The sequence below is a fragment of the Microcoleus sp. S36b_A4 genome (assembly GCF_036700645.1).
GTDB lineage: Bacteria > Cyanobacteriota > Cyanobacteriia > Cyanobacteriales > Microcoleaceae > Microcoleus.
Genome location: NZ_JAUBPI010000020.1, coordinates 39,711 through 62,054 on the forward strand (window position 1 = coordinate 39,711; position 22,344 = coordinate 62,054).

The following is a 22,344-nucleotide window of genomic DNA, read 5'->3' on the forward strand; positions in this document are numbered from 1 at the left end:
TTTTAACCTGTTATGACTTGATAAGCTTTAAACTAGAAACCAGAAAACTTGACGGCAGATAGAGGAGATTTTATGGTTGCCGATAACCGTTCCGAAGTCCGCAAGGTTTTAATAATTACCTTATTGCTAAATTTGCTGGTGATGGCAATTAAAGCAGCCGTGGGATGGCTGACTGGTTCCCTCAGTTTGCTGGCAGATGCTTTGCACAGTGTCACGGACAGCGCTAATAATATTTTAGGATTGGTAACTAATCATTATGCCAACCCGCAGCCCGATCGCGATCATCCCTACGGACACCAAAAATTTGACGCTCTCGGAGCTCTGGGAATTGCTGTTTTTCTGGGAATTGCCTGTTTTGAAATTCTCAGCGGCGCTGTCGAAAGGCTGCTCAAAGGTGGCACAGTTGTCAAAATATCGCCAAATGAATTGTGGATTTTGTTGCTCGTACTGGGGATTAATATTTTTGTCACTTTTTACGAGCGCAGAGTTGGCCAACGTCTCGGTAGCGCGATTTTAGTGGCTGACGCTCAGCACACGATGAGCGATGTTTGGGTGACAATTATGGTCATCGGCGGGTTGATCGGCGTTTGGCAAGGAGAGGTTTGGAATATACCTCAATTACAATTCCTGGATGTGTTTTTGTCTTTTCCTGTGGCTGTTTTGGTATTTAGCAGCGGTTGGAAAGTTTTAACAGAAAATCTGCCTTGGTTGGTGGATGAAATGGCGATCGCACCTGAAGTTATTCATGCGATCGCGATCGATGTGCCGGGGGTTGTTAACTGTCACTCGATCGCCTCCCGTGGGGTTGTAGGGCGTCAAGTATTTATTGATATGCACATGATTGTGGATGCTGTCGATGTAGAAACAGCTCACCGGATTACAGAAGAAGTAGAAGCCCGTTTGGAAGAACGTTTCAGCCCTGTACGCATCTTAATTCACGTTGAGCCGCCGGCTTACAAATCCGAGCAAATTACCTACGATTCTGAAAAATGAAGGAACAACCAGTGATTTTGACACGGATACACGGATTAATTGAAGAAGCGGGAAAGTATTTTTACTTACCGCAATTCCTCCAATTTTTTAAATCCTATCAATCGGGTTAGAGCGATCGCACTTAATTTAGTAGCAGTTTTCCACAGGAAAAGGGGGGTTTTCCACAGAAAAGGGCAAGTTTTCCACAATAGATTGATCGGCTGTCGTCGATTTCTGTCTTTCTATTTGTATAAATTCCAAGTATTTTGAATTTCTGTAGCCATTTCCCCCCGCAAATGCCAAGGTAGCAAAATCTCCACTTTTGAACCGAGAGCTCGCAGCCATCTCAACGGGTAGTGCGGATGGAATTTTTACTTTATTTTATCTGGTGCTAGCCTATCTACTCTCGATCGTAGCGGAAATTCTCCTACTCTGTTTTAGCCGACGATTCTCTTAATTCAGAGAAAGATGAAGAAATGTTTCGATCGAGTTGGATTTGGGGCTGTGAGTGCGATCGCGCCTGAGTTGGTGAAAAAGCGATCGCCTTCTGCCAAAATCAAAATTCAAGCCTCCAAAATCGATCGATGCAGCCATTTCAAAACTGCATCGATGAGATTCGGATGGTTAGGAGAAATGCGTTTTACATTGTCGCATGGTCGATCGGTGATGATTGCGATCGTGCCTCCAAAAGCACTCAGTGCAGTTAGAAAAGGTTCGCTGAATTCGTGATCGATTTTAGAGTTGTAGAACACCAAAGCAACTGGTTTTTCTAGGTTTCTCAAATTCAGTCGCCAATAGGCTTTGAGCAGTGGCATAGTTGTGGGTGTTCCTTCTTGTCGTTGTGGACAACCTTGCTCTACCATTTGGATATAGATATCAGTGGCAGGATTATCTGGAGGATTAAATTCGCTACCATCAATACAAATCAGTTGTACTCCTCGATCAAGCGTTGGGTTGCTGACAATTGCAGAACGCAGGACGGCTGGAAATTCGGCAAAGTTGAGGAGTTGAGTAGTGTTGGAGTTGCTAACTAGGATGTTGTCGGATGCTTCTGCATTTATAGTAAATGGTTGACTGTGCCATGCACTATAAAACTCTGGATAACTCATGTTTTGGGCGCAGTGCCAGATAACTCCATAGCAATGGAAATATCGCTCGACATCATCTTTGTCAGTTTTCCTGTATAGACAATTTCTTAGTCCTCCAACTACCAATGGGAACATTTCATACTGAATCATTTTTGTGAATGTTAAAGTTGCCGCGAAACAGCCCATATCGTCTTCACTATTACAAAGTAAATTCACTAGAGATTTTGCAATAAATTCTTTACTTGATTTAAGCTTCTTATATTGAGAGGACTTTAAAAGATCTTTAAATGTGTATTCATTATAGTCGCTTTTTGTTAATTGATCTAAAAGCTTAATAACCTTAAGACTCTCATTTTCGATTTCAAATTGAACTTTTATAGGTTCAGCTTTAGATGGTAAACCATATACTAATGAATGAGCAGACGAAAGAGCATCTTGCCGATCCATACCCCAGGAACAATTCATTGCAGTGTAATAACGGATTACATTTTCCAGAAGGTCTTCTGCTAATTTGTTTCCAGGGTCAAGCTTAGTTAATATCTTAGCAGCTTCATGGGTATTCTCCGCATTTCCCCGAAGACGAAAAAATTGGTTTTCCAATATAAATTTATGTTCTTTTTCTTCACAAATTAATTTGGTTAATAAATTAATTGCTTTCATGCGATCGGTTTTTTCAAATACTTCTCTAGCGGCATCTTCTACACAATAATGCAATTCTTCATGGATGTTACTAAATCCGATTTGAAACAGTCTCTCCACAATTTCATCTGCTCGCTCATAAGTTGTAAATTCAGAGATTGCACAGGCAGCCAAAAAATAAGCTCTGTAGCCATAAAAATTCTCAATACCACATCTATCATTAAAATCTGTTAACAAGTCAATAAACTTATCTCTGTTTTTATGGTTGTTTCCAAACCATAATATAATTACTTCTTTCCACTGCGGTTCAAAAATGCGATAAATACCTTCATCTGGATTATGAGGAACGTGATTTAGGAAAAAATGCCAATCATCGATCGCCAAGGCAGCAAAATATTCCTGGAATGTAGGATGAAAGAATGCGTAAACAGATTCATCTGTTGCAGCTTCTCGATCTACCAAATTCAGCCAACCGAGATCCCAGGCTAATTTAAACAGCCTATCGCCCATTTGTTTTTCAATTAAACTCAGCGGCAACCGAAATCTAGCATCGCTATCCAATCCTGCTATAGACAAACGACCGAGGGCTTGATGTAATTCTTCTTGCAAAATTGGTTGAGTTGCCCAATCAATAACCGATTGGGTTGGTTTCCATTCATAGAAATAGCGGACAAAGTGTTGATATAGTTCTGCTTTTGTTTCTGGTAATTCGGCTTGCTTATTCTGGCTGAATATTTGACAGAGTAGAGATAAGCGAAGCGGATTTTTTACGAGTTGGCGGATGCGTTCTTTTTGCAGTTCTTGCAGCTTTTCCTGTAACTCCTGTCCCCGTTGAATATTTTTCGCTTCAGCAAACCACTGCTGAATAAAATCATCTACTTGCGGTGGTTTAAATTCTTGAGTTTTGTAAGTATCAAAACCTGTAAGGGGATTGTTGAGACGGGCATCCCAAACATTGGTTCTACAGGTCAAAACAACCCGCACATTACCCAACCAATCAGTAAGCTGGTTTCTGATTTCCTCTAACGACAAACAACTGTTCGCCCCTACAGCCATTTCATCAACACCATCGAGTAACAGCCACACCCCACCGTGACGCAACCGTTTCTGTAGAGATGTTTTGTGAGACTTTTCTACATCAATATCAGGATAAACCAGAGCCATAGCTTCCGGTAACCATTCCTGAAGGATATAGTCTTTCAGTGTCTTTCCTTGCAAACTTGCCAGCGCAATGCAAATCGGCAAATCTTGATTATTTTCCTGAATGTGAGTGGCGATTTTATCTAACAGCGTTGTCTTTCCTGCTCCTGGTTCGCCGACAATAGCAATATGCTGATTTTTTCCAGTAGGGTTTTGTCCAATAACGTCAGTCATGAATTCATCATGTTCGTAAATTCGGGTAACAACTTCCGGTTCTAATTGATGTAACAGTTCCATAGGCACATTGCCACTGCGACGCTGCTGCTGTTTCCGTTCGATTAATCCTAGCGGTACAAAAACATTGATTTCAAATCCCATTTCTGTCGCTCTCCGCCTAAAGCGTTGCTCCTCTTGCTGTTCATTTAACATTGATTGGCAAACTCGCTGCCAATCAATGGTAATGTTTCGCTGTGGATCTCGATCGGAATTCTGCAAGTTTGAGTCATGTTCTGCAATAAATTTTATGGGTTCAAATCCTAATGCTTTAAGAATTGAAATAGCATAGTTCCTATCGACTGGATTTCCCTTTAAAAAGCGTTTCACTGTGCTAATACTCACATACGCTTGCCTTTCAAGGTCTTCTTGAGACCAACCTCGTTTATCTGGATTTAGTGGCTTCTCCAATTCAGCCATCCGTTGACGAACTTTATCCAAACCTGCGCCATCAATCCGAACACTGCGAGATGCCATAGTTTGACTCATTCCTAACAACTAGAGTGGATGAAATTGAGAATTTTGCATCAGTTGCATAGCCCGCCAAGGGTTTAAACCCCTGGCTCATAGCGAAAGTCCTCTAAAAGAGGACTAAATGCTGAGCCTAAAAAGCCCTCTTCAGTCCACTTAAGTGGACTTTCGCTATTAGCCGTGGACTTGAGTCCACGGCGGGACAACAGCACAGGCGCAAAATCTCAATCAAAACTATCCCTAGCATAGTCAGCATCAAGTTTCTTGACCAGTTCAGATTGGTTCACTTTTTTCTGAACCGTTTTGCTCTGGAGAAATCGAGTTGACTCCAATAGGCTTGAATCATTAACACTCAAAGGTTCAGCTTATGACAGCCTTTCAACTCAGCCTTTTCCCAGACGAGCCACCTACTTCCATCGACTCCCTTAACAAAAAGAGAAGGGTAAAACTCCCATCCCAACCAACTGTAATAGAGCAATCCTGCACAACCCATAGATCCGCACAACTGTTGGAGGTATCCACCACAACTCTCTACCGCGCTCGGAAAGAAGGCAAGCCTTACCAGAAGGGCGCTTGGACTGCCACCGCTATTGGTGCAAACGCTTGGACAGTCATCTACAACCCCTTTAATTCCCACTAACCCTAATCGGAAATAAAACTCATGCTATACGCCTTTGACTGTGACAATTCTTTGTCTTCATTTCCCCAATTTCAAAGCGGAGAAATCATCAACGAGTTAGAAACGATCGCTATCGATATTCTAGAGATGATTTTAGGCGATCGCTTCCGTTACTGTCCCCAAGTTCCCCTAGAAATCATCTGTTCCCGTCCAGAAACTTTCACCCGTCTTCCCATTGAACTGTGGAAATTTTGGGTGAGTTCCAGAGTCGATATCGCCTTGATGGAACGCGGCTGTGGTGCTAGTCGCAAAGCCAAACTGGTGATAGAATGTCAATCTCATTGGCACGATCGCCCAGAGGTGCAGGTGCGCGATCGCAAAAAAGCCCGACTCCTGGCATCTGTTGGCGTTCCCTTAGTATACCTGCGACAAATTGATCGAGATCGAGGCTTCTATCGTTTCTACACTCCCAATGGACAAAAAGAAGTCTTCTACAACTCAATTACCCAACAAGGACGGACAGAACTGGAAGCATTTTTGCAACACTATTCAACACAGTTGACAGTTGACAGTTGACTCTTAGACTATAAATTTTCTGTGTAAGTCCTGTAATTAACACAGGACTTACAGTCGGCTATCTATCTTTAGCCCTGGGCGCCATAATACCTTTATAACCGGGTTATTTACCCTTGTTAAAGGCTAATTATGCAGTTTGTTTGTCCATCAAACCCGGTTTCTGGAAACCCGTGCGTCCAGGAGTATATCTTCCTTTACAAAGGTGACTTGATTCCGAATTGTGGTATATTTTCTGGGCGAGGGGATTTTTTAGGACAATGTTCGATATGAAACGTTTAAAATTAAAATCAATGCTGGCGGCGGCGATCGCGATCGCCTTTTGTTTAATTGCGATCGCCAGCTACGCCCAAGCCAACAAGACATTAACACTGGCGACTTCCCCAGACTACCCGCCCTATGAATTTAAAGATACGGCTGTTAGCGGCAACGAAATCATCGGTTTTGACATCGATATTGCCAAATATATTACTAAAAAATTAGGCTACGAACTCAAAGTAGTTGGCATGGATTTTAACGGCTTAATTCCCGCTTTGCAGGCGGGAAGAGCCGATTTTGTGATGGCTGGAATGACGCCCACAGCAGAAAGAAAAAAAAATGTTGATTTTTCTGACCTTTACTACGAAGCTCAAAATACAATTGTCGCCAATAAAGGCAGCAATTTGACCAAAGCTGAAGATTTATCCGGGAAAAAAGTAGGCGTTCAACTCGGAAGCATTCAGCAGGAAGCTGTGAAAAAAATGCCCGGTGTGCAACTGGCTGCTCTCAATAGGATTCCTGATATCATTCAAGAAATTAAATCGAACCGCATCGCGGCGGGAGTGATCGAGGATACTGTTGCTACGGGTTATGCAGCAGCGAACCCAGACTTGGAATTTAACACAATCCCGAATACTGAAGAAAGCGGTTCGGCGATCGCCTTTCCGAAAGGTTCGAGATTAGTTCCAGAATTTAACCGAGTCCTCCAGCAAATGAAAGCCAGCGGTCAAATTAAGGAACTAGCTACTAAGTGGTTTTCTCGACCGATTCCGCAAGAAGCTGCTCAAGCAAATCAGCCTGCGGTAGCGTCCAAGTTCGGGTTAGATTTTGGCAAAATCGTGCCGAGTTTGCCTTATATTTTGTCGGGGCTTGGGGTAACGCTAACTTTTACCTTGCTGTCGGCATTTCTCGGGTTTATCTGGGGAATCGTCCTGTCTCTGTTTAAGATTTCTAGCATTAAACCGCTGTTCTGGTTTGGCACTGCTTACACATCAATTTTTCGAGGAACGCCGCTAATTTTGCAGTTGACTTTAGTTTATTTTGCAACGCCCCAGCTTACGGGCTATAATATATCGGCGCTGCAAGCTGGGGTGATTACTTTTTTCCTGAATTCTGGGGCTTATATTTCCGAAACAATCCGCGCCGGAATTCAAGCCGTAGATAAAGGTCAAAAAGAAGCCGCAGAATCCCTTGGCGTTCCCTACAAACTGATGATGGGCGATATTATCTTGCCGCAAGCGTTGAAAAACATCTTGCCTGCATTGGTGAATGAAAGTATTGCTTTGCTGAAGGATTCAGCTTTAGTTTCAGTAATTGGCGTAGAAGACTTGCTGCGTCGCGCTACAATTGTGGGAGCAGAAAAGTATATTTACTTTGAACCTTTGATATTTGTCGGCGCAATTTATTATTTGATGGTGCTTAGTTTAACTTGGGGGGCAAATGTACTCGAACGTAGACTCCAAACTAGCAGTTAAGGTCGATCGCCTGTATAAATCTTTTGGCAATCTGAAGGTTTTGCGCGAGATAACTACTGAGATTCATAAAGGAGAAGTGATTGCCATTATCGGCCCTTCGGGGTGCGGCAAGTCTACTTTTTTGCGGTGTTTAAATTTACTGGAAATTCCGACTTCTGGACACATATACATTGACGGGGTGGATATTACTCGGCCGAAGACAGATATTCTGAAAATCCGCCAGAAAGTGGGGATGGTTTTTCAGCATTTCCACTTGTTCCCGCACATGACTGTGCTGCAAAATGTGATCTATGCGCCTGTAAAGGTGAAGCAGGTGGCTAAGGATGAGGCGCGTCTGAAGGGGTTAGAATTGCTGGAAAAAGTGGGTTTGTCAGATAAGGCGGAGGTTTATCCTTCTAAGCTTTCGGGGGGACAAAAACAGCGGGTGGCGATCGCCCGCTGTTTGGCTATGGAACCGGAAATTTTGTTGATGGACGAACCGACTTCTGCACTCGATCCTGAAATGGTTAAAGAAGTGTTAGATGTGATGAAAGCTTTGACGAAAACGGGAATTACGATGGCGATTGTAACTCACGAAATGGGTTTTGCGCGGGAAGTCGCCCACCGGATTTTGTTTTTGGATGGCGGAAAGGTGGCGGAAGATGTGCCGCCGCAGGAGTTTTTTAGCAACCCGAAGTGCGATCGCGCCAAGCAATTTCTGGAAAAAATGCTTTAATTCATATAACAATTAGAGTTTTTAACCGCAGAGGACACAGAGGACACAGAGAGAGTTAGAGGAGAAAGAGACTGTTGCGGTAGGCAGCGTCAGGTTGCAGATGCTTGATCGGCACAAAAATTCGAGTTCCGGGATACCCTTTGTTGCCGACCTGCATTAGTGGTGAGCCTGTTTAAATGAAACTGAAATCACTGGCGCTTATTATGCTAGCAGAAACTCCGTTTAAAGCAGCTATAATTTCTCCTGTTTCCCCAAACTGAATCAAGGTTGCACCGCTATTTTCAGTAAGAGTTAATTGCTCGAATGTCAAGCCATTAGCTAGGATCAGCAAATCTTTTCCACCTTCAAAATCGGCAATAATATCGATACCAGAATTGGCAGACAGTAAAAAGCGATCAATCCCAGCACCTCCGATTAAACAATCATCCCCCAAACCGCCAATCAGGGTATCATTACCTTTGCCACCAATCAAAGTATCATTTCCCTCGCACCCGTCTAGCAAATCATTGCCAGCACCTCCACTCAGATAATTATTGCCAGCACCTCCGCAGAGGGTATCATTACCATAATCGCCGTAGAGAGAATCCTCGCCTTCGCTGCCGAAGATTATATCATTTCCCTTGCCTCCCAATGCGAGATCGCTGCCTTTGCCACCGTCGATAAAATCATCACCTTCACCGCCAAAAATTAAGTCGTCGTCTTCTTTACCATTTATTGAATCATTGCCGCCATTTCCGAAGATGATATCTTCCCCTTCACCGCCAAAAATGATGTCATTATTCTTGCCGCCAAAAAGGATATCATCTCCCTGGTGGCCGTCAATAAAATCATGGCCTCGGTTGCCGTAAAGGAGGTCGTTTCCTTCACCGCCGTAGAGGTTATCATCCCCTAAATCCGCATCAAAAATATTCGGATTTGGACTGCCGTAAAAAGCATCATTTTCTGACGTGCCAAACTCAATTTCCTCGCTACCATTGCCGTTGATAATGTTGTCAGCTTGGTTTGGGCGATCGACTTTTGGATACTCAATAGTATGGCAAATGCAATCAGTATCACTTCCTGGTGTAACAACGGGTACTGATGGTGTTGGGGTCGGTGTTGGCGTCGGAGTTTCCGCAGGCGTCGGAGTTGGAGTCGGAGTCGGAGTCGGTGTCGGTGTCGGAGTTTCCGCAGGCGTCGGCGTTGGCGCCGGAGTCGGTGTCGGAGTTTCCGCAGGCGTTGGCGTTGGTGTTGGCGTCGGATTTTCTGCTGGAGTCGGCGTCGGAGTAGAAGTTTCCGCAGGCGTTGGTGTTGGCGTCGGAGTTTCCCCAGGAGTCGGAGTTGGCGTCGGTGGAGTCGGCGTCGGAGTTTCCCCAGGAGTCGGCGTTGGCGTCGGTGGAGTCGGCGTCGGAGTTTCCCCAGGAGTCGGAGTTGGCGTCGGTGGAGTCGGCGTCGGAGTTTCCCCAGGAGTCGGCGTTGGAGTTGGCGTCGGTGGAGTCGGCGTCGGAGTCGGAGTCGGCGTTGGAGTTGGCGTCGGTGGAGTTGGCGTCGGTGGAGTTGGCGTCGGTGGAGTCGGCGTCGGAGTTTCCCCAGGAGTCGGCGTTGGAGTTGGCGTCGGCGTCGGTGGAGTTGGTGTCGGTGGAGTTGGCGTCGGTGGAGTTGGTGTCGGAGTTAGTGGGTTGACGGTAATATCCACACGATCGCTATCGGTTTGAGCACCGCCTAATTCTGCCGATCCGCGATCGTTTGTCGTCAAAGTCAGCGTATCCGTTCCGCTAAAATTCGGATTCGGCGTATAAGTTAAACCCTCTAAAGCAGCATTAATATCAGCCTGTTTTCCCGTATAAATCAGGCTGTTGCTGCCATTCCCCGATCCGGTAACTCCCGTCAGCGACTTGAGTGTAAGAGTCCCGCTGGTAACGCTGAGATTAACTTCCACCGACTCGCTATCTGCATCCGATACAGAGATACTATTGCCGTTGCTAGCCGAGAAGATGCGAGGAGTATTTTGATTCGTCGTTTCTTTGCCGATATCGGTCGAAATGTCTACACTCCAACTGGCAATATTTCCGGGAGTAGTAGCATTGGAAGCTTTACTATTCTCTTGGTTGGCATCAACTGCATACAATTTCCAAGTGCCGTTGGGGTTAGTTTTATTAAAAACAGAAAGAGTCGAACCGTAAGGCCCTTCTGGTGCCCCTGTCGGTGTTGGCGTTGGCGTATCGTTATACAAAAAGGGATAAACATCAAGAAAACCGCTCAGTGAATAGTTGGTCGGTTTGTAAGTTCCTGAAGCGATAGTTGGTACTGTAACAAAAGGAAAACTAGAAAGAAAAGAGGCTGCATTATCATCCAACTTCAGCGTGACGTTGTTGAGTGGTTCAGATGGAACGTGAGACATTAACACCACATTTTGTCCCTCGGGCCCAACTAGCAAGAGGTTGATGTTCTGCGGTCCACCATTGGCAGAGTTAGAAGTTTGAACATTGTTGAGAGTGATGGTAACGCTGTCTACTTTTCCTGTTACACCTGAAACGTCAATAGCAGACGGATAGGGTGTCGCTAAAACGTTATATACGAAGTCTCCGCTGTTGAGGGTAATGTTATTCGGGTTAGTTGTAGTGGTTGTGGTTCTTCCCGGTATTGAATTAATAGGAGATTGATTGCGACGAGAAAATTCCGAGGTATCGCCTGTGGTTTTATTAGTAGCAGTAGCAGCTAGAACCTGTTTGCCTGCTACTGGAGTGTAGGCGAAGTTGATATTACCATTGCCAGCGCTATCTGTAGTAACGTCTTGGAAGCCGAGGAAAGTTTGACCTTGACCTGCGCCTGCGGGGTCATAACTGGTATTTGCAAAGAATTCGACGCGGAAATTGGCATTAGGAGTGCTGTTGAGAATGCCGCTAACTGTGTTGCCGCTAACTGAGGTCAGAACCGGGTAATTTTGCAGGTTGTTGCTGCCTGTATCGGCGTCGCCTAAATCGTTGGAAGTGACACCATTATTACCGATTAAGTCAATTCCTAATCGTTTGTTGTTAAAAACGCTATTGCCTTGAATAGTGTTACTGGTGGCATTTTTACTAGCAACCTCCATACCGCTGCGATTATTGTTAGCAATGATATTACCTTCTCCAGGTGCAGTGCCGCCGATAGTATTATTCGAGTTTTTGCCTAAGATAAAAATGCCATCACCCTTGTTACCTAAAGCTATTGTCCCCGTGGCATCAGTCCCGATGTAATTGCCAGTAATTTTGGTGTTGGTGACTCCCCCTGACCCTGGTCCAGCAATAAATATACCTCCAATACCTTCGTTGCCAGAAATGACGTTGCGCGAGATAATATTGCCTGTTATGGGGGTGACATTAGGAGGATTGTTTTGAGTGTAACTTTGGATTCTGAGCCCAGCTAAAGTGTTGGCTACAGCAGTCGTACCGCTAATATCAGTACCAATGTAGTTGTCTTGGATGGTATTGTTGTTAGTCTGTACTCCAATGCCGTGACCTAAGCCGGAATTTCCGCCCTTTCCAAATCCGTTAATAACCAATCCTTGAATGGTACTGCCACTGGAATCTTCTGCGCCACCAAAAGGGCTTTTGCCTAAATCTAAACCATTAATATAAGGAAAATTGGCAGATGAGGCTGGTTGTTGTACTAAACTACCCTTGAGTTCGATAAGGGGTTTGCCAGCATATCCTGGTTGAGATTTGCCATCGATAATAACTGGGCTGGTGATGACAGGTAAGGCTTGACCGAAAAGGTTAATGGTATAAGGGCCAGTACCGGGAATGTTAAAGTTAATTGTGTCTAATCCGGGATTGGAATTGGCTTGTTGGATCGCATTTCGCAGAGAACCCGTAGCGCCATCTAAAGTATCGGTAACAGTATAGGTAGCCAAAACTGACGCATAATTTTGCATCGCCTTTGAGTCGAATGCTAGGGGCGATTTGATGTGGCCGATTTTTTCTTCTAGTTCCCAGTTGCCACCTAATTTTGCACTCCCTGTGAGATGCTTGGATGCGGCGATATTTGCACCAGTGAGGGATGCAATGCGGTGGAGGAAGTGCTTACCATCTACGGCTTGTTCATCGAGTCCGCTGGAGGTTTCAATTCTCGTTTCACCAAAGTATTCTAAGGCTAGTTCGCCCTCGATTCCGCCGTTCGTTTCAACCCCCGTCTCATAGCAAAAATTCTCTAAAGAGGACTGTTTAATGAAATTGTTTTTAGTCGGTTTCAACCGACTTTCGCTTTGAGACAGGGAATTTATTCCCTGGCGGACTTTCTGACAAGCGCGGGATGCTGCTGCTACATTGCAGCCGTAAATCAGGATGTCTGCATCAATTGTTAAAGCGCGTCGCCATTGCTGCAATTGCTGGCTATAAGCTTCGACGTTATCGACAGACAGTCGGGTTTTACCGAGTTGCAAGCTTCCTGGTTCGCCGTGGGAAACTAGATGAATGCTGTCAATATTAGTGCGATTCGCTAAGACTTCGCTAATTTGTTCGACTCCATCTCTGTGCGAGTCGATCACTATTGCTTCTACTCCAAATTTCACTCCATCTAGGAGATTTTGATAGTCTGCTACTGCCGTATCGATAAATACTATTGTACTGGGGTTATTGGGGATCTCGCTCTTTTCCCCAAAACTCCCATTGCCCGCGTTGATTTGATTCGGAAGTTCGATCGCTCTTGCTGATAAAACTGGCATCATGGCTGTGTACCCTATATCCTAAAGTTAACAATTTTTCATAAATCCAGGACAAGCACACCGGAACTAAAAAAACCGTTTTTTTCACGGTATAAATACCTAAAACTGTAGATTTTATGAGAGCAACTCGGTTTGTTTGCAGGTCTTAAATTTATGGATTCAGACTCTATTGTTTGTGGCTTTTTTTCTTAGCAGCTTAAACAAATGAGTTGAGATTTTTTTTATTGACTCAACTATACCAGTATACGTACGTATACAAAAAATCTTAATAAAAATACATATTTTCGAGTCCTGCTAATCGAGGCAAGTCCGCTGGCCTCATATATTTTCCCACTCACCGACTGTGCCGATCGCGCTGGCGATCGAGTTTAGCTAAAAATGCACCCGAAACATCCGCCACAATGCTAATTATCCGATACAAAGCCACGGCACCCAGAATTATACCCGTAGAAAAGCGATCGGAAAGCAGGGCGATCGCTGTTGCTTCAAATACTCCCATTCCCCCCGGTGCACCAGGCACAACTAAACCGACAACAAACGCAAAACAAAAAGCACCGAACAAGTTGGGAATATTGCTAAATTCCACCGGAGTTAAAGCCGTTACAGTTAGCAAAAAACCGCAGCCCCGCAACCCGATAAAACATATTTGTCCGATTAACGGCACTAAAGGATAGCGTTTAATTGGCAAATTAATTTTGCGGCTGGACTTGACATTAGATGTTTTTTTAGATATATTGGAGGTAGACTCTACACGAGAATTCAGTGGATCGCCCGCAGCCTCCCCTGTATTTGAATTTTCCCTATTATTCTTTGATAACTTCAACCGCTCTACAAACAGAACGATCGGATTTAAAATTCGGGGATGAATCGCCGTTAAAATAGCAGCACAACCAACAATCCGCAAAAACCAATTGAATTTGTCAAAACAAATCAACCCAATCAAAACGCCCGCAGAAGCCATCAGCAGCGGTTCCAGCAACACGCTGAGAGTAGCAGCTTTCGGGAAAATACCTGCTTTTTTGGCGTCCAATATTCTACCCCAAAAATGCCAAATATTCCCCGGCAAATACTTGGCAATATTAGTTTTGAGAAAAACTTGAATCGCCCAGGCCGCAGTTACAGGTTGCCGGAATTCCCGCAAAATCAACATCCACACCCAGCCGACAAAAATTAGAGAAAATAAAGTGACGCCAAGGGCGATCGCCAGCAACGGAAAACTTTCGGCTCGAATTTGGATATTCGCGACTTCTCGCCAGTGAGTTAAAAAAGCTTTGGCAATAAATAAAAACGTCCCGCCTAAAATCAAATAGCGCAAATAAGGTTTTAAATGCGATTTCGCGAGATTGAAAAAATTCTGAATTCGATGCAAGTGTTGTTTTCCCATTTTCTGATCCCGATTTTGAATTTGGGATTAAGTTATACTGTTTTAGATTTTATATTTTAGATGAGCCAAGGCAGAATTGTGGTTGATTTACACGGCATGATATGACGGAATAAATCAGTTTGACCTGAAATGTTGCACCATTGTCAAGAACGAGCTCTCCGGCCCGTTCCACAATAACTCAACATTTTTGTGGAACAGGCATCTTGGCTGTTCCTAAACAAGTAATTGAGAATGGTGTAACATCTCAGTTTAACCTAACCTATGGACACTTCTACAGACAGTCCGTAATGCCCGCCTTACAGACTATTTAAGGCATTTTTAACCACAAACTTAAATTTAAAATCTAAAATTTAGATCGATATACCTCACTAGGAGTACATTTCTATGCCCGGCCCGAGCCCTGACGGTCTTTCCTATCTTTTAGATGATAGCCCCAATAGTTTCGCCTTGACTCCGGGCTTTTTGACTCCTTATCCTAACGGATTTTTTGCCCTCGGCGGCAACGATTTTATTGTCGGTTCGTCGGATGCCGAAATAATTAGCGGTGATAATGGTAACGATCGCATTCTTGGCGGTGGCAATTCCGATACGCTGTTCGGGGGTGCGGACAACGATGTGCTTAACGGCGGTGCCGGCGCAGACTTCCTGTTTGGCGATGTCGGCAGCGATACCTTGCAGGGAGGTAAGGGAGATGACGCCCTCAACGGTGACTCTGGCAGTGACGTTTTAGTGGGCGATGGTGGCAAAGATATGTTGACAGGGGGTTTGGGCCCAGATACCTTTGTCCTCCGCAGCAACTCCGCAGTCTCCGATCCGGCGGCTGCAGACGTGATTACTGACTTTAACAGTTTTGTGGATGCGATCGGACTGACTGACAATCTTACCGAAGCTGACTTGATTCTGGAAGAAATATCGATCGCCCCCGGTATTTCCAATACATTAATTAAAATTCGTCAATCCAATGCTATTTTAGGCTTGGTAGCCAACGCATCTCCACAAGACCTCGCCAATACATTCATCTCTGCAACTACCGTATTGGGCAACCAACTTGATCAAGCTCGCGATTTAGGCGTTTTGGGCGGCACTCAAACGATCGCAGACTCGCTTAGCAACGCCCGGCCAGACGGCCTTTACCGCTTTATTTTGCCTGCAACTAGCGACTTTAAATTAACTGTCAGCGGTTTGACGGCGGATGTTGACGTTGCTCTAATTAAAGATATTAACGGCGACAATTCTATTGACTTCACCGATATTATTGCTTCTTCTCAACAACCGAATTTATCGCCGGAGTCGATCGACATCAACGGTTTAGCCGCAGGAACTTACTTTGTCCGAGTTTATCAATACCAAGGCAGTACAGATTTCTCCCTCAATCTGTCAGCAACTCCTGCAACTGTTTCTCCTAACAATCCGAGCAACTTGCAGGGTTTTGACTCTCGTTTTGGGTTCGGTTTGGTGAATGCAGCGGCAGCAGTTGCTAAAGCTCAAGGTACTGCAACTTTTCCTGATGTTCCCGACTTGGGCGGCGAGGATTGGGGCAGAGATTTAATTAAATCTCCAGAAGTTTGGGCCCAAGGCTTGACTGGAGACGGAATTGTGGTGGCAGTTATCGACAGCGGAGTTGACTATAATCACCCGGATTTGATCGGGAATATTTGGAGCAATGTGGGGGAAACTGGTGTTGATGCGATCGGTCGCAATAAAGCTAGCAACGGAGTTGATGATGATGGCAATGGCTTTATTGACGATTTCCGGGGATGGGATTTTGTCAACAACGATAATGACCCGATGGATGATAACAATCACGGCACTCATATCTCAGGTTTAGTTGCTGCGAAAAAAGATGGGGTTGGGATTACTGGAACTGCTCCAACTGCGAAGATTATGCCTTTAAAAATACTCGATAGGGCCGGGGTGGGTAAAATTCGGGATGAAATTAATGCAATTAATTATGCGGTGGCAAATGGAGCAAAGATCATTAATGTGAGTTTGGGTGGCCTACAGTTGAATGTTCAAGAATTGGATGCGATTCGAGTGGCTGAAGCTCAAGGCGTGATCGTGATTTCGGCGGCGGGAAATGATGCTCGCCCACAAGCAGATTATCCGGCTCGGTTTGCCAATGAGGTAGGAATTGCTGTCGGTGGTGTTACCCGAAATGGCTTGTTTGCAAATTATTCTAACCGGGCGGGTGCGGAGACAATTAATTACTTTGTTGCTGCAGGCGGCGACGCTGGCACGGCGGATTCTGGTGACATTTATTCAACTGTGCCACTTTCTCAACCGGGGATTCCTTATCGATATTTTGCGGGTACTTCAATGGCAGTGCCACAAGTATCCGGCGTGATAGCTTTGATGTTGCAAGCTAATCCGAATCTGACTCCTGCTGATATTAAAAGGATTCTTGCGGAAACTGCGAATCGAGCGGTTTGAATTGGATTTTGTGCGATCGCGATCTACAATCCTCAATCTTCTACCAATTATTAAAAGAAAACCGTGGGGACAGGGCAATGCCGTGTCCTACTCCCCGCACCGGACACGGCATTGCCCTGTCCCTACTTTTGAGAATTGGTATTAAAAATTGGCGGCGTAAGTTAAGTCAAATTGGCGGAGCAGAGTGATGCAGCAGTAGCTTGGTCGATCGAATACTAACTCGTAATTCATCTGGCCGTCTATTTTGGTGATCGGCTGCTTTAAAGGGATGCCCTGAATGTCGTATTGCCGGCGTTCTAAGGCACTCCAGTCGATAATTTTGAAGTCGATTTGGTTCTGTAACTCACTTGCGATGAGATATAGGTGCATCTTGTCTTGAACTTTCCCAGTCAAGGGAACTTTTATTAACACTGACTGGGTGACGAGGGGTTTTTGGTCGTTGGGATGCTTCTGGGTGTGGCAGCTTTTGAATTCTATATCGTAAGGTTCTACCTTAAATTTCTCTCCACTGGCGATCGCAGATGAGTGCAAATCTTTCAGGCACTTTTCAAGGTGAGGAATCAGCCCTAAGTCTGGATCACACAGCAGTTTACGAATGTTGGAGGTTTCAGTGACTGTCATTTGAGATTTTTGATGTTATTTTTTTATTCTTAACTTCTAGCTTACCACGAAAAGCCAACCTATCGAACTCTACTTGCGACATACTTCCATAAATGCCGTTTATAGGCAGATTTCGCAGTGAATAAGACATTTATTTCTGGGCAGCAAACCCGTGTTTTTTGCTTCATGTTTAAGATTATTTTTTGGTAATTTTCCACAGATTAAGCTCAACATTAGTGTCAGCCGGATCTATTTGATAGTTTTGTTGCTGAATTGCCAATCGCAAAGTAGAGGACGGTCTGTATAAAAACAACTCACTGAAACCGCTGGGAATTTGCGGGGGTTGGGGTTTTTTCTTTGCCAATTCTCGATTTTTGTAGCAAGATGTGTAACAGCGGGGTTCTATTAGCAGTTTGACTTTTGGTTCTAGGTAATAACTTAAAGGCATAATATATGCGATATTGGCATCGCTGATAAATAGGGGGTTGCTGGCTTGATTGACAACCCCAGCTACTTCCAAAGCACCCAACCAACCGCTTCCTTTATTCCACCAAATATCTGCTTGAGAACTAACTCCACCGGATATAATACCTGCGGAAAAAACTGTAACTATAACAATTTTCCACAGTTTTTTCTGTTGGAAGTTCTCCAAATTGTTACTAATTTTCGCAGACAGCAGGTAAGCCACTGCTAGCTGAATTCCCACATAACAAGGAACTAAATATCGCGGATTTGCCGATCGCCTTCCACCCTTGATTATATCAGGCACTGCTAAAAACAAAGCAGTTGTTGCAATTAATAACAATACAATCAACCACACTCGCTTTGGTGTTTGTCGGCATAAATAATAAATGGCATAGCCGACTAAAGCTAGAATCATGATACCAACTGGAATTAGCAAGGCTAGTTCTGTGGGGTTGGCAGTTCCATCAATGCCAATATCAAAAAATGCTATGCTTACGGAACCAACCCACCTGCTGACTAATCTTAAGTAATTTGTTTGTTCTGCCCATGCTGTTGTGCTTCTAACTTGATTGAAGTTTTCTACAGTATTTACCAGGGAAGGCATGAAGCCGATCAAAGCGATTAAAGATGCTACATAATAGGAAATGAATGTTTTCACATCGCGCCAGTTGGCAATAACTGCGACGTAAATTGCGTGGGCGGCAGCGACGCAGACAAATAACAAGTGGGTGTAGAATCCCAGTGTTGCTGTGCCTGCATAAAGCGCCCAGGAAAGAACGAGGGCGACAGCATTTTGATTTTGGTCAGAGCGCATTGCTCGCAGCAAGGCTGCACTGGATAAAATAGTAGTTAATGTCCACAAACTGTACTGTCTTGCTTCTTGGGCAAATAGGATGTGGTAGGGAGAAATTGCGAAAATTGCGATCGCCATCCACGCTACTGCTGAAGATTCAAATAACTCCCAAGCCAGCCAATAAATTGCGGGAAATACTAGCAGGCTAATCACGGCGGCCGAACTTCTCATTGCTGCAACGGAACTGCCGAACCATTGCGCCCAATATCGCGCTAGTACGTAATACAGAGGGGGGTGTTGGGGATCTTCTGTTGCTAAAGAATGTAGCGTGTCAGTTAAATTGTGTTCTGAATTTATCTGCTGATATTTTTGTAAATCCGCAGGCGAGGTTATTTTCTGGTACGAAATTTCTTTGATTATTTCGACTTCGGTGTAGCCAGAAACTCTCAAAGAAGTATATGTTTCGTCGATCCAGTAAAATTTGCGATCGAGATTGGCGAAGCGAAATAAAATACCGATGACTAATGCGGCGATAATTAAAAATCGCAGCCACTTGTCAAGTGCAGGGTTGTGAGAATTTAGTCGATCGCGATCTTTGGTAGATTCCATTTTATAACTAGCTAATCTCGCACAAATTTTTTCTGTTACCCCCCCCGTAGGGTGCGCCTAGCGCACCCTACTAACTTAACAGCTTAACAGCCAGAGAAAGGACTTCAGTCCTTAGTGCGAACAAAGGAATGATTAATCATCCACTCCTTCAATCGGCGCAAAACCCTGCCGCTGAATATTTTCGGTTATGGTGCGGGGTTCGAGGAATTGCAGCAAATAATCCGGGCCACCCGCTTTAGAACCAACTCCCGAAAGTTTGAATCCTCCGAAGGGTTGCCGCGATACCACAGCCCCGGTAATTCCGCGATTTATGTACAGGTTTCCGACTTCAAAATCGGATGCAGCTCGATCGATATGTGAAGGCGTGCGAGAATACAATCCGCCGGTTAAAGCAAAATTCGTGCCGTTAGCAATAACAATCGCTTCGCTGAAATTTTTTGCCCGAATCACCGACAAAACTGGGCCGAAAATTTCTTCTTGGGCGATAGTTGCTGTCGGCGATACTTCGGTAACAATGACTGGGCCGACAAAATAACCGGTTTCTGGTGCCGGCATTTCTAAAGCTATGTTAGCTTCGGCGCGACCTTTTTCGATGTATTCGCGGATGCGCGAATGGGCATTTGCATCGATCACAGGGCCGACTTGAGTGCCGGGATTTTCTGCTGGGCCGACATTGAGCGATCGCGTCGCTTCTACCAATCTTGCCACAAAATTATCGTACACTGATTCGACTACAATTACTCGCGAACAAGCGGAACATTTTTGGCCACTGTAGCCAAATGCCGAATAAACTACGCCTGCAACTGCTTGGTCTAAATCCGCACTTTCATCGACAATAATTGCATTCTTGCCGCCCATTTCCGCAATTACTCGTTTCAGGTGTTTTTGTCCAGGCTGCAAAATCGCAGCATCGGCATAAATCTGACAGCCCACTTCCTGAGAACCGGTGAAAGTAATCATGTGAACATCAGGATGTTTCACCATGTAAGCGCCGACGGTTGAACCTTTGCAAGGCACGTATTGAAATACCCCTTTGGGGATTCCGGCTTCTAGCAAAATCTCTGTGATTTTTGCTGCAATTACTGAGGAAACTTCCGCTGGTTTGAGCAAAGTACAATTACCAGCTACCAGCGATGCAACTGTCATGCCGACGGGAATTGCCAGGGGGAAATTCCAAGGTGAAATGATTAAAGAAATGCCGCGCGGCTGATAGCTGTAGCGGTTAGTTTCTCCGGGAATGTCGTAATTCTTCCCTTGTTCTAACCGTTCCATTTCGTCGGCGTAGTAGCGGCAAAAATCAATAGCTTCGGAGACTTCTGCATCGCATTCTCTGACAGGTTTGCCGACTTCAAACACCATCCAAGCTGATAGTTCGTGCCGCCGCTGTTCCATCAATTCTGCAGCTTTGCGGAGGACGCCGGCGCGCTGGCGGACGGGGGTTTTTCGCCAACTGGTGGAGGCTGCTTTTGCTGCTTCCAGGGCTTGTTTGGCCTGTTCTTCGGAAAGCAATCCGATGTTGCCAACTACTTCTGTAGGATTGGAAGGGTTGAGGGAATTAACTGTTGCTTCAGTATTTTGGTACTCGCCATTGATTAGGGGTAAATAGGTTTTACCTAAGTTAGCCCGCACTGATTTGATGGCTGTTTCTGCTTGTTGCCGCAATTTGGTATTAGCGTAGTCGGTATCGGCAACGTTGGGAAATACTTTGCTGTAAACTAGCTGGTCATTTCCATTAGCAACGGGCGCGGCTAACAATTGTTCGATCGGCATTTCTTCGGAACTTTGCCGGATGAAAGAACTGTTGGCGGTATTTTCCAGCAAACGGCGGATCAAATAAGCCATTCCCGGCAGCAAATCGCCGTAGGGGCAGTAGACTCGGACGCGATAACCCCGATCGACCAAAAGCTTAGCCAATTTGTCGCCCATGCCATACAGCACTTGCATTTCAAAGCGGCGGCGCGGGATGTTGAGAGTTTCGGCAATGGCGATCGCCCTGGCTTGCGATCGCACATTATGACTGCCAATAGCTGCATACAAATATTCGTGATTTTCGAGCAGCAACTGCGTCATCTGCTCGAAATTGGCATCGGTAGCAACTTTGTCATTGTAGACCGGCTGTGGCCAATCTTTCTGCATCGCTTTGATAGTTTCCTGATCCCAGTAAGCGCCTTTTACCAGCCGCACTGTTACTGGATTTCCGCGTTTTTTTGCCCAGGAAATCAGGTTTTGCAAATCTTGAGCACTGTCGCGCAAATATGCTTGCAATGTAATTCCAATATCAGTGCGACTCCGAAACTCTTCCTCTAACAATAAGTCTTTGAGAATTGTCAGAGTTAAACTTTTGTAAGCATACTGTTCCATATCGAAATGAACGGCCGCTCCCAATTCCTGCGCGCGGCGCAGTAAAATGCGAATTCTCTCGCTTACTTTCTCCTCACTACCTTTAGCATCCAACGGGTCAAACTGAGAATAAAAAGCCGTTAGCTTTACCGATACTTGCACTTGCGGCAGAGTTTCGCCGTCTGCTTTGTCAATTGCATCTACCTGCGGCCAATTCTTCGCTGCCTTCGCCAGTTCCTCCATCAATTCCAAATAGCGGTTAAGATAAATTTGCGCCTCAGTTTCAGTGATGACAGCTTCCCCCAAAAGGTCAACTGTAAAACCCATTTTATCTTTGCGAAGTCGCTCTAAAGTTTTAACTACCTGCTTGATATTTTCCCCAGAAATATACTTGTGCGCCAAAGTTTCCACCGCCGGGGCAACCGTCGTCGCCGCCAATTGTCCAGGAATCGAATCAGCGTTAGTAAAATTGAGCAATTTTTTCAATGCTTCGGGCAATTCTACCTCTTCAGTGGTCAGGTATTCTTGCAAGTGGCGGGCAATTTCCGGCTTGCTGCGGAGGGCCGGCAAACAGTCAATAAATCGAAACAACTGCACCCGCAGTCCGGGGCTAGCCATAGCCCAATCCATTAGTTTGTCGTCCCAGCGCATTTGGTCTTGCAGTTGACCGAAAAAAGATCGCTTTTTGTCTTGAGTTGCCTTCAGTATTTCTTTGGCAATTTCTTGGGTTTTTGCTTCGTAGATGCTTGGAGATATTTGTGCAACCATTGGTAATTAGTAATGGGTAATTTGTAATTGGCAACCAGGGCGGGTTTA

The 22,344-nt window shown here is 45.0% G+C and carries 12 protein-coding genes; 6 read left to right on the forward strand and 6 right to left on the reverse strand.

All coding sequences use genetic code 11. The annotated features are described in order from the left end of the window. The first annotated feature begins 72 nt into the window (after positions 1-72). On the forward strand, positions 73-993 hold the full coding sequence (locus tag QUA03_RS08875; protein WP_333211368.1) for a cation diffusion facilitator family transporter: 921 nt from the start codon (positions 73-75) through the stop codon (positions 991-993). Positions 994-1,535: 542 nt separating this feature from the next. On the opposite strand, the gene QUA03_RS08880 is transcribed toward QUA03_RS08875, so the two are convergent. Beyond that, complete coding sequence (locus QUA03_RS08880; protein WP_333211370.1) at positions 1,536-4,589, reverse strand: NACHT C-terminal alpha/beta 1 domain-containing protein; 3,054 nt, start codon at positions 4,587-4,589, stop codon at positions 1,536-1,538. 361 nt (positions 4,590-4,950) lie between these two features. Here QUA03_RS08880 and QUA03_RS08885 point away from each other — a divergent pair, with 361 nt between their 5' ends. From QUA03_RS08885 to QUA03_RS08900, 4 genes are all read left to right on the forward strand, one after another. Continuing rightward, positions 4,951-5,223 (forward strand): hypothetical protein, encoded by a 273-nt coding sequence (locus tag QUA03_RS08885; protein WP_333211372.1) that lies wholly within the window; start codon positions 4,951-4,953, stop codon positions 5,221-5,223. Between the two features lie 21 nt (positions 5,224-5,244). After that, complete coding sequence (locus tag QUA03_RS08890; protein WP_333211374.1) at positions 5,245-5,778, forward strand: DUF2726 domain-containing protein; 534 nt, start codon at positions 5,245-5,247, stop codon at positions 5,776-5,778. Positions 5,779-6,044: 266 nt separating this feature from the next. Further along, positions 6,045-7,508 (forward strand): ABC transporter substrate-binding protein/permease, encoded by a 1,464-nt coding sequence (locus QUA03_RS08895; protein WP_333211376.1) that lies wholly within the window; start codon positions 6,045-6,047, stop codon positions 7,506-7,508. Next, positions 7,474-8,223 (forward strand): amino acid ABC transporter ATP-binding protein, encoded by a 750-nt coding sequence (locus QUA03_RS08900; protein ID WP_333211378.1) that lies wholly within the window; start codon positions 7,474-7,476, stop codon positions 8,221-8,223. The genes QUA03_RS08895 and QUA03_RS08900 overlap by 35 nt, the downstream gene beginning before the upstream one ends. Positions 8,224-8,395: 172 nt before the next feature. Here the strand turns inward: QUA03_RS08900 and QUA03_RS08905 are convergent, their stop codons facing one another. Further along, on the reverse strand, positions 8,396-12,910 hold the full coding sequence (locus tag QUA03_RS08905; RefSeq protein ID WP_333211380.1) for a DUF4347 domain-containing protein: 4,515 nt from the start codon (positions 12,908-12,910) through the stop codon (positions 8,396-8,398). A gap of 331 nt (positions 12,911-13,241) precedes the next feature. Further along, positions 13,242-14,291: a UPF0104 family protein gene (locus QUA03_RS08910; RefSeq protein WP_333211382.1), complete on the reverse strand. Its 1,050-nt coding sequence runs from the start codon at positions 14,289-14,291 to the stop codon at positions 13,242-13,244. A gap of 384 nt (positions 14,292-14,675) precedes the next feature. Between QUA03_RS08910 and QUA03_RS08915 the strand changes: the two genes are divergently transcribed. Further along, positions 14,676-16,721, forward strand: coding sequence for a S8 family serine peptidase (locus QUA03_RS08915; RefSeq protein WP_333211383.1), 2,046 nt, complete (start codon positions 14,676-14,678; stop codon positions 16,719-16,721). A 141-nt stretch (positions 16,722-16,862) separates the two neighbouring features. On the opposite strand, the gene QUA03_RS08920 is transcribed toward QUA03_RS08915, so the two are convergent. The 3 genes from QUA03_RS08920 to pruA all read right to left on the reverse strand — a co-directional run bounded on the left by QUA03_RS08920 (position 16,863) and on the right by pruA (position 22,296). Then, positions 16,863-17,342, reverse strand: a complete 480-nt coding sequence (locus tag QUA03_RS08920; RefSeq protein WP_333211385.1) for a hypothetical protein — start codon at positions 17,340-17,342, stop codon at positions 16,863-16,865. Between the two features lie 175 nt (positions 17,343-17,517). Then, entirely contained in the window at positions 17,518-19,188 is a 1,671-nt protein-coding gene (locus QUA03_RS08925) for a glycosyltransferase family 39 protein (RefSeq protein WP_333211386.1), read from the reverse strand. A gap of 132 nt (positions 19,189-19,320) precedes the next feature. Beyond that, positions 19,321-22,296, reverse strand: a complete 2,976-nt coding sequence (gene pruA, locus QUA03_RS08930; protein WP_333211388.1) for an L-glutamate gamma-semialdehyde dehydrogenase — start codon at positions 22,294-22,296, stop codon at positions 19,321-19,323. Positions 22,297-22,344: the final 48 nt, after the last annotated feature.

Excerpts from the sequence above, each read along its gene's own strand:
- QUA03_RS08875 (WP_333211368.1), top strand. The coding sequence starts at position 73 with ATGGTTGCCGATAACCGTTCCGAAGTCCGCAAGGTTTTAATAATTACC.
- QUA03_RS08880 (WP_333211370.1), bottom strand. The coding sequence starts at position 4,589 with ATGGCATCTCGCAGTGTTCGGATTGATGGCGCAGGTTTGGATAAAGTT.
- QUA03_RS08885 (WP_333211372.1), top strand. The coding sequence starts at position 4,951 with ATGACAGCCTTTCAACTCAGCCTTTTCCCAGACGAGCCACCTACTTCC.
- QUA03_RS08890 (WP_333211374.1), top strand. The coding sequence starts at position 5,245 with ATGCTATACGCCTTTGACTGTGACAATTCTTTGTCTTCATTTCCCCAA.
- QUA03_RS08895 (WP_333211376.1), top strand. The coding sequence starts at position 6,045 with ATGAAACGTTTAAAATTAAAATCAATGCTGGCGGCGGCGATCGCGATC.
- QUA03_RS08900 (WP_333211378.1), top strand. The coding sequence starts at position 7,474 with ATGTACTCGAACGTAGACTCCAAACTAGCAGTTAAGGTCGATCGCCTG.
- QUA03_RS08905 (WP_333211380.1), bottom strand. The coding sequence starts at position 12,910 with ATGATGCCAGTTTTATCAGCAAGAGCGATCGAACTTCCGAATCAAATC.
- QUA03_RS08910 (WP_333211382.1), bottom strand. The coding sequence starts at position 14,291 with ATGGGAAAACAACACTTGCATCGAATTCAGAATTTTTTCAATCTCGCG.
- QUA03_RS08915 (WP_333211383.1), top strand. The coding sequence starts at position 14,676 with ATGCCCGGCCCGAGCCCTGACGGTCTTTCCTATCTTTTAGATGATAGC.
- QUA03_RS08920 (WP_333211385.1), bottom strand. The coding sequence starts at position 17,342 with ATGACAGTCACTGAAACCTCCAACATTCGTAAACTGCTGTGTGATCCA.
- QUA03_RS08925 (WP_333211386.1), bottom strand. The coding sequence starts at position 19,188 with ATGGAATCTACCAAAGATCGCGATCGACTAAATTCTCACAACCCTGCA.
- pruA (WP_333211388.1), bottom strand. The coding sequence starts at position 22,296 with ATGGTTGCACAAATATCTCCAAGCATCTACGAAGCAAAAACCCAAGAA.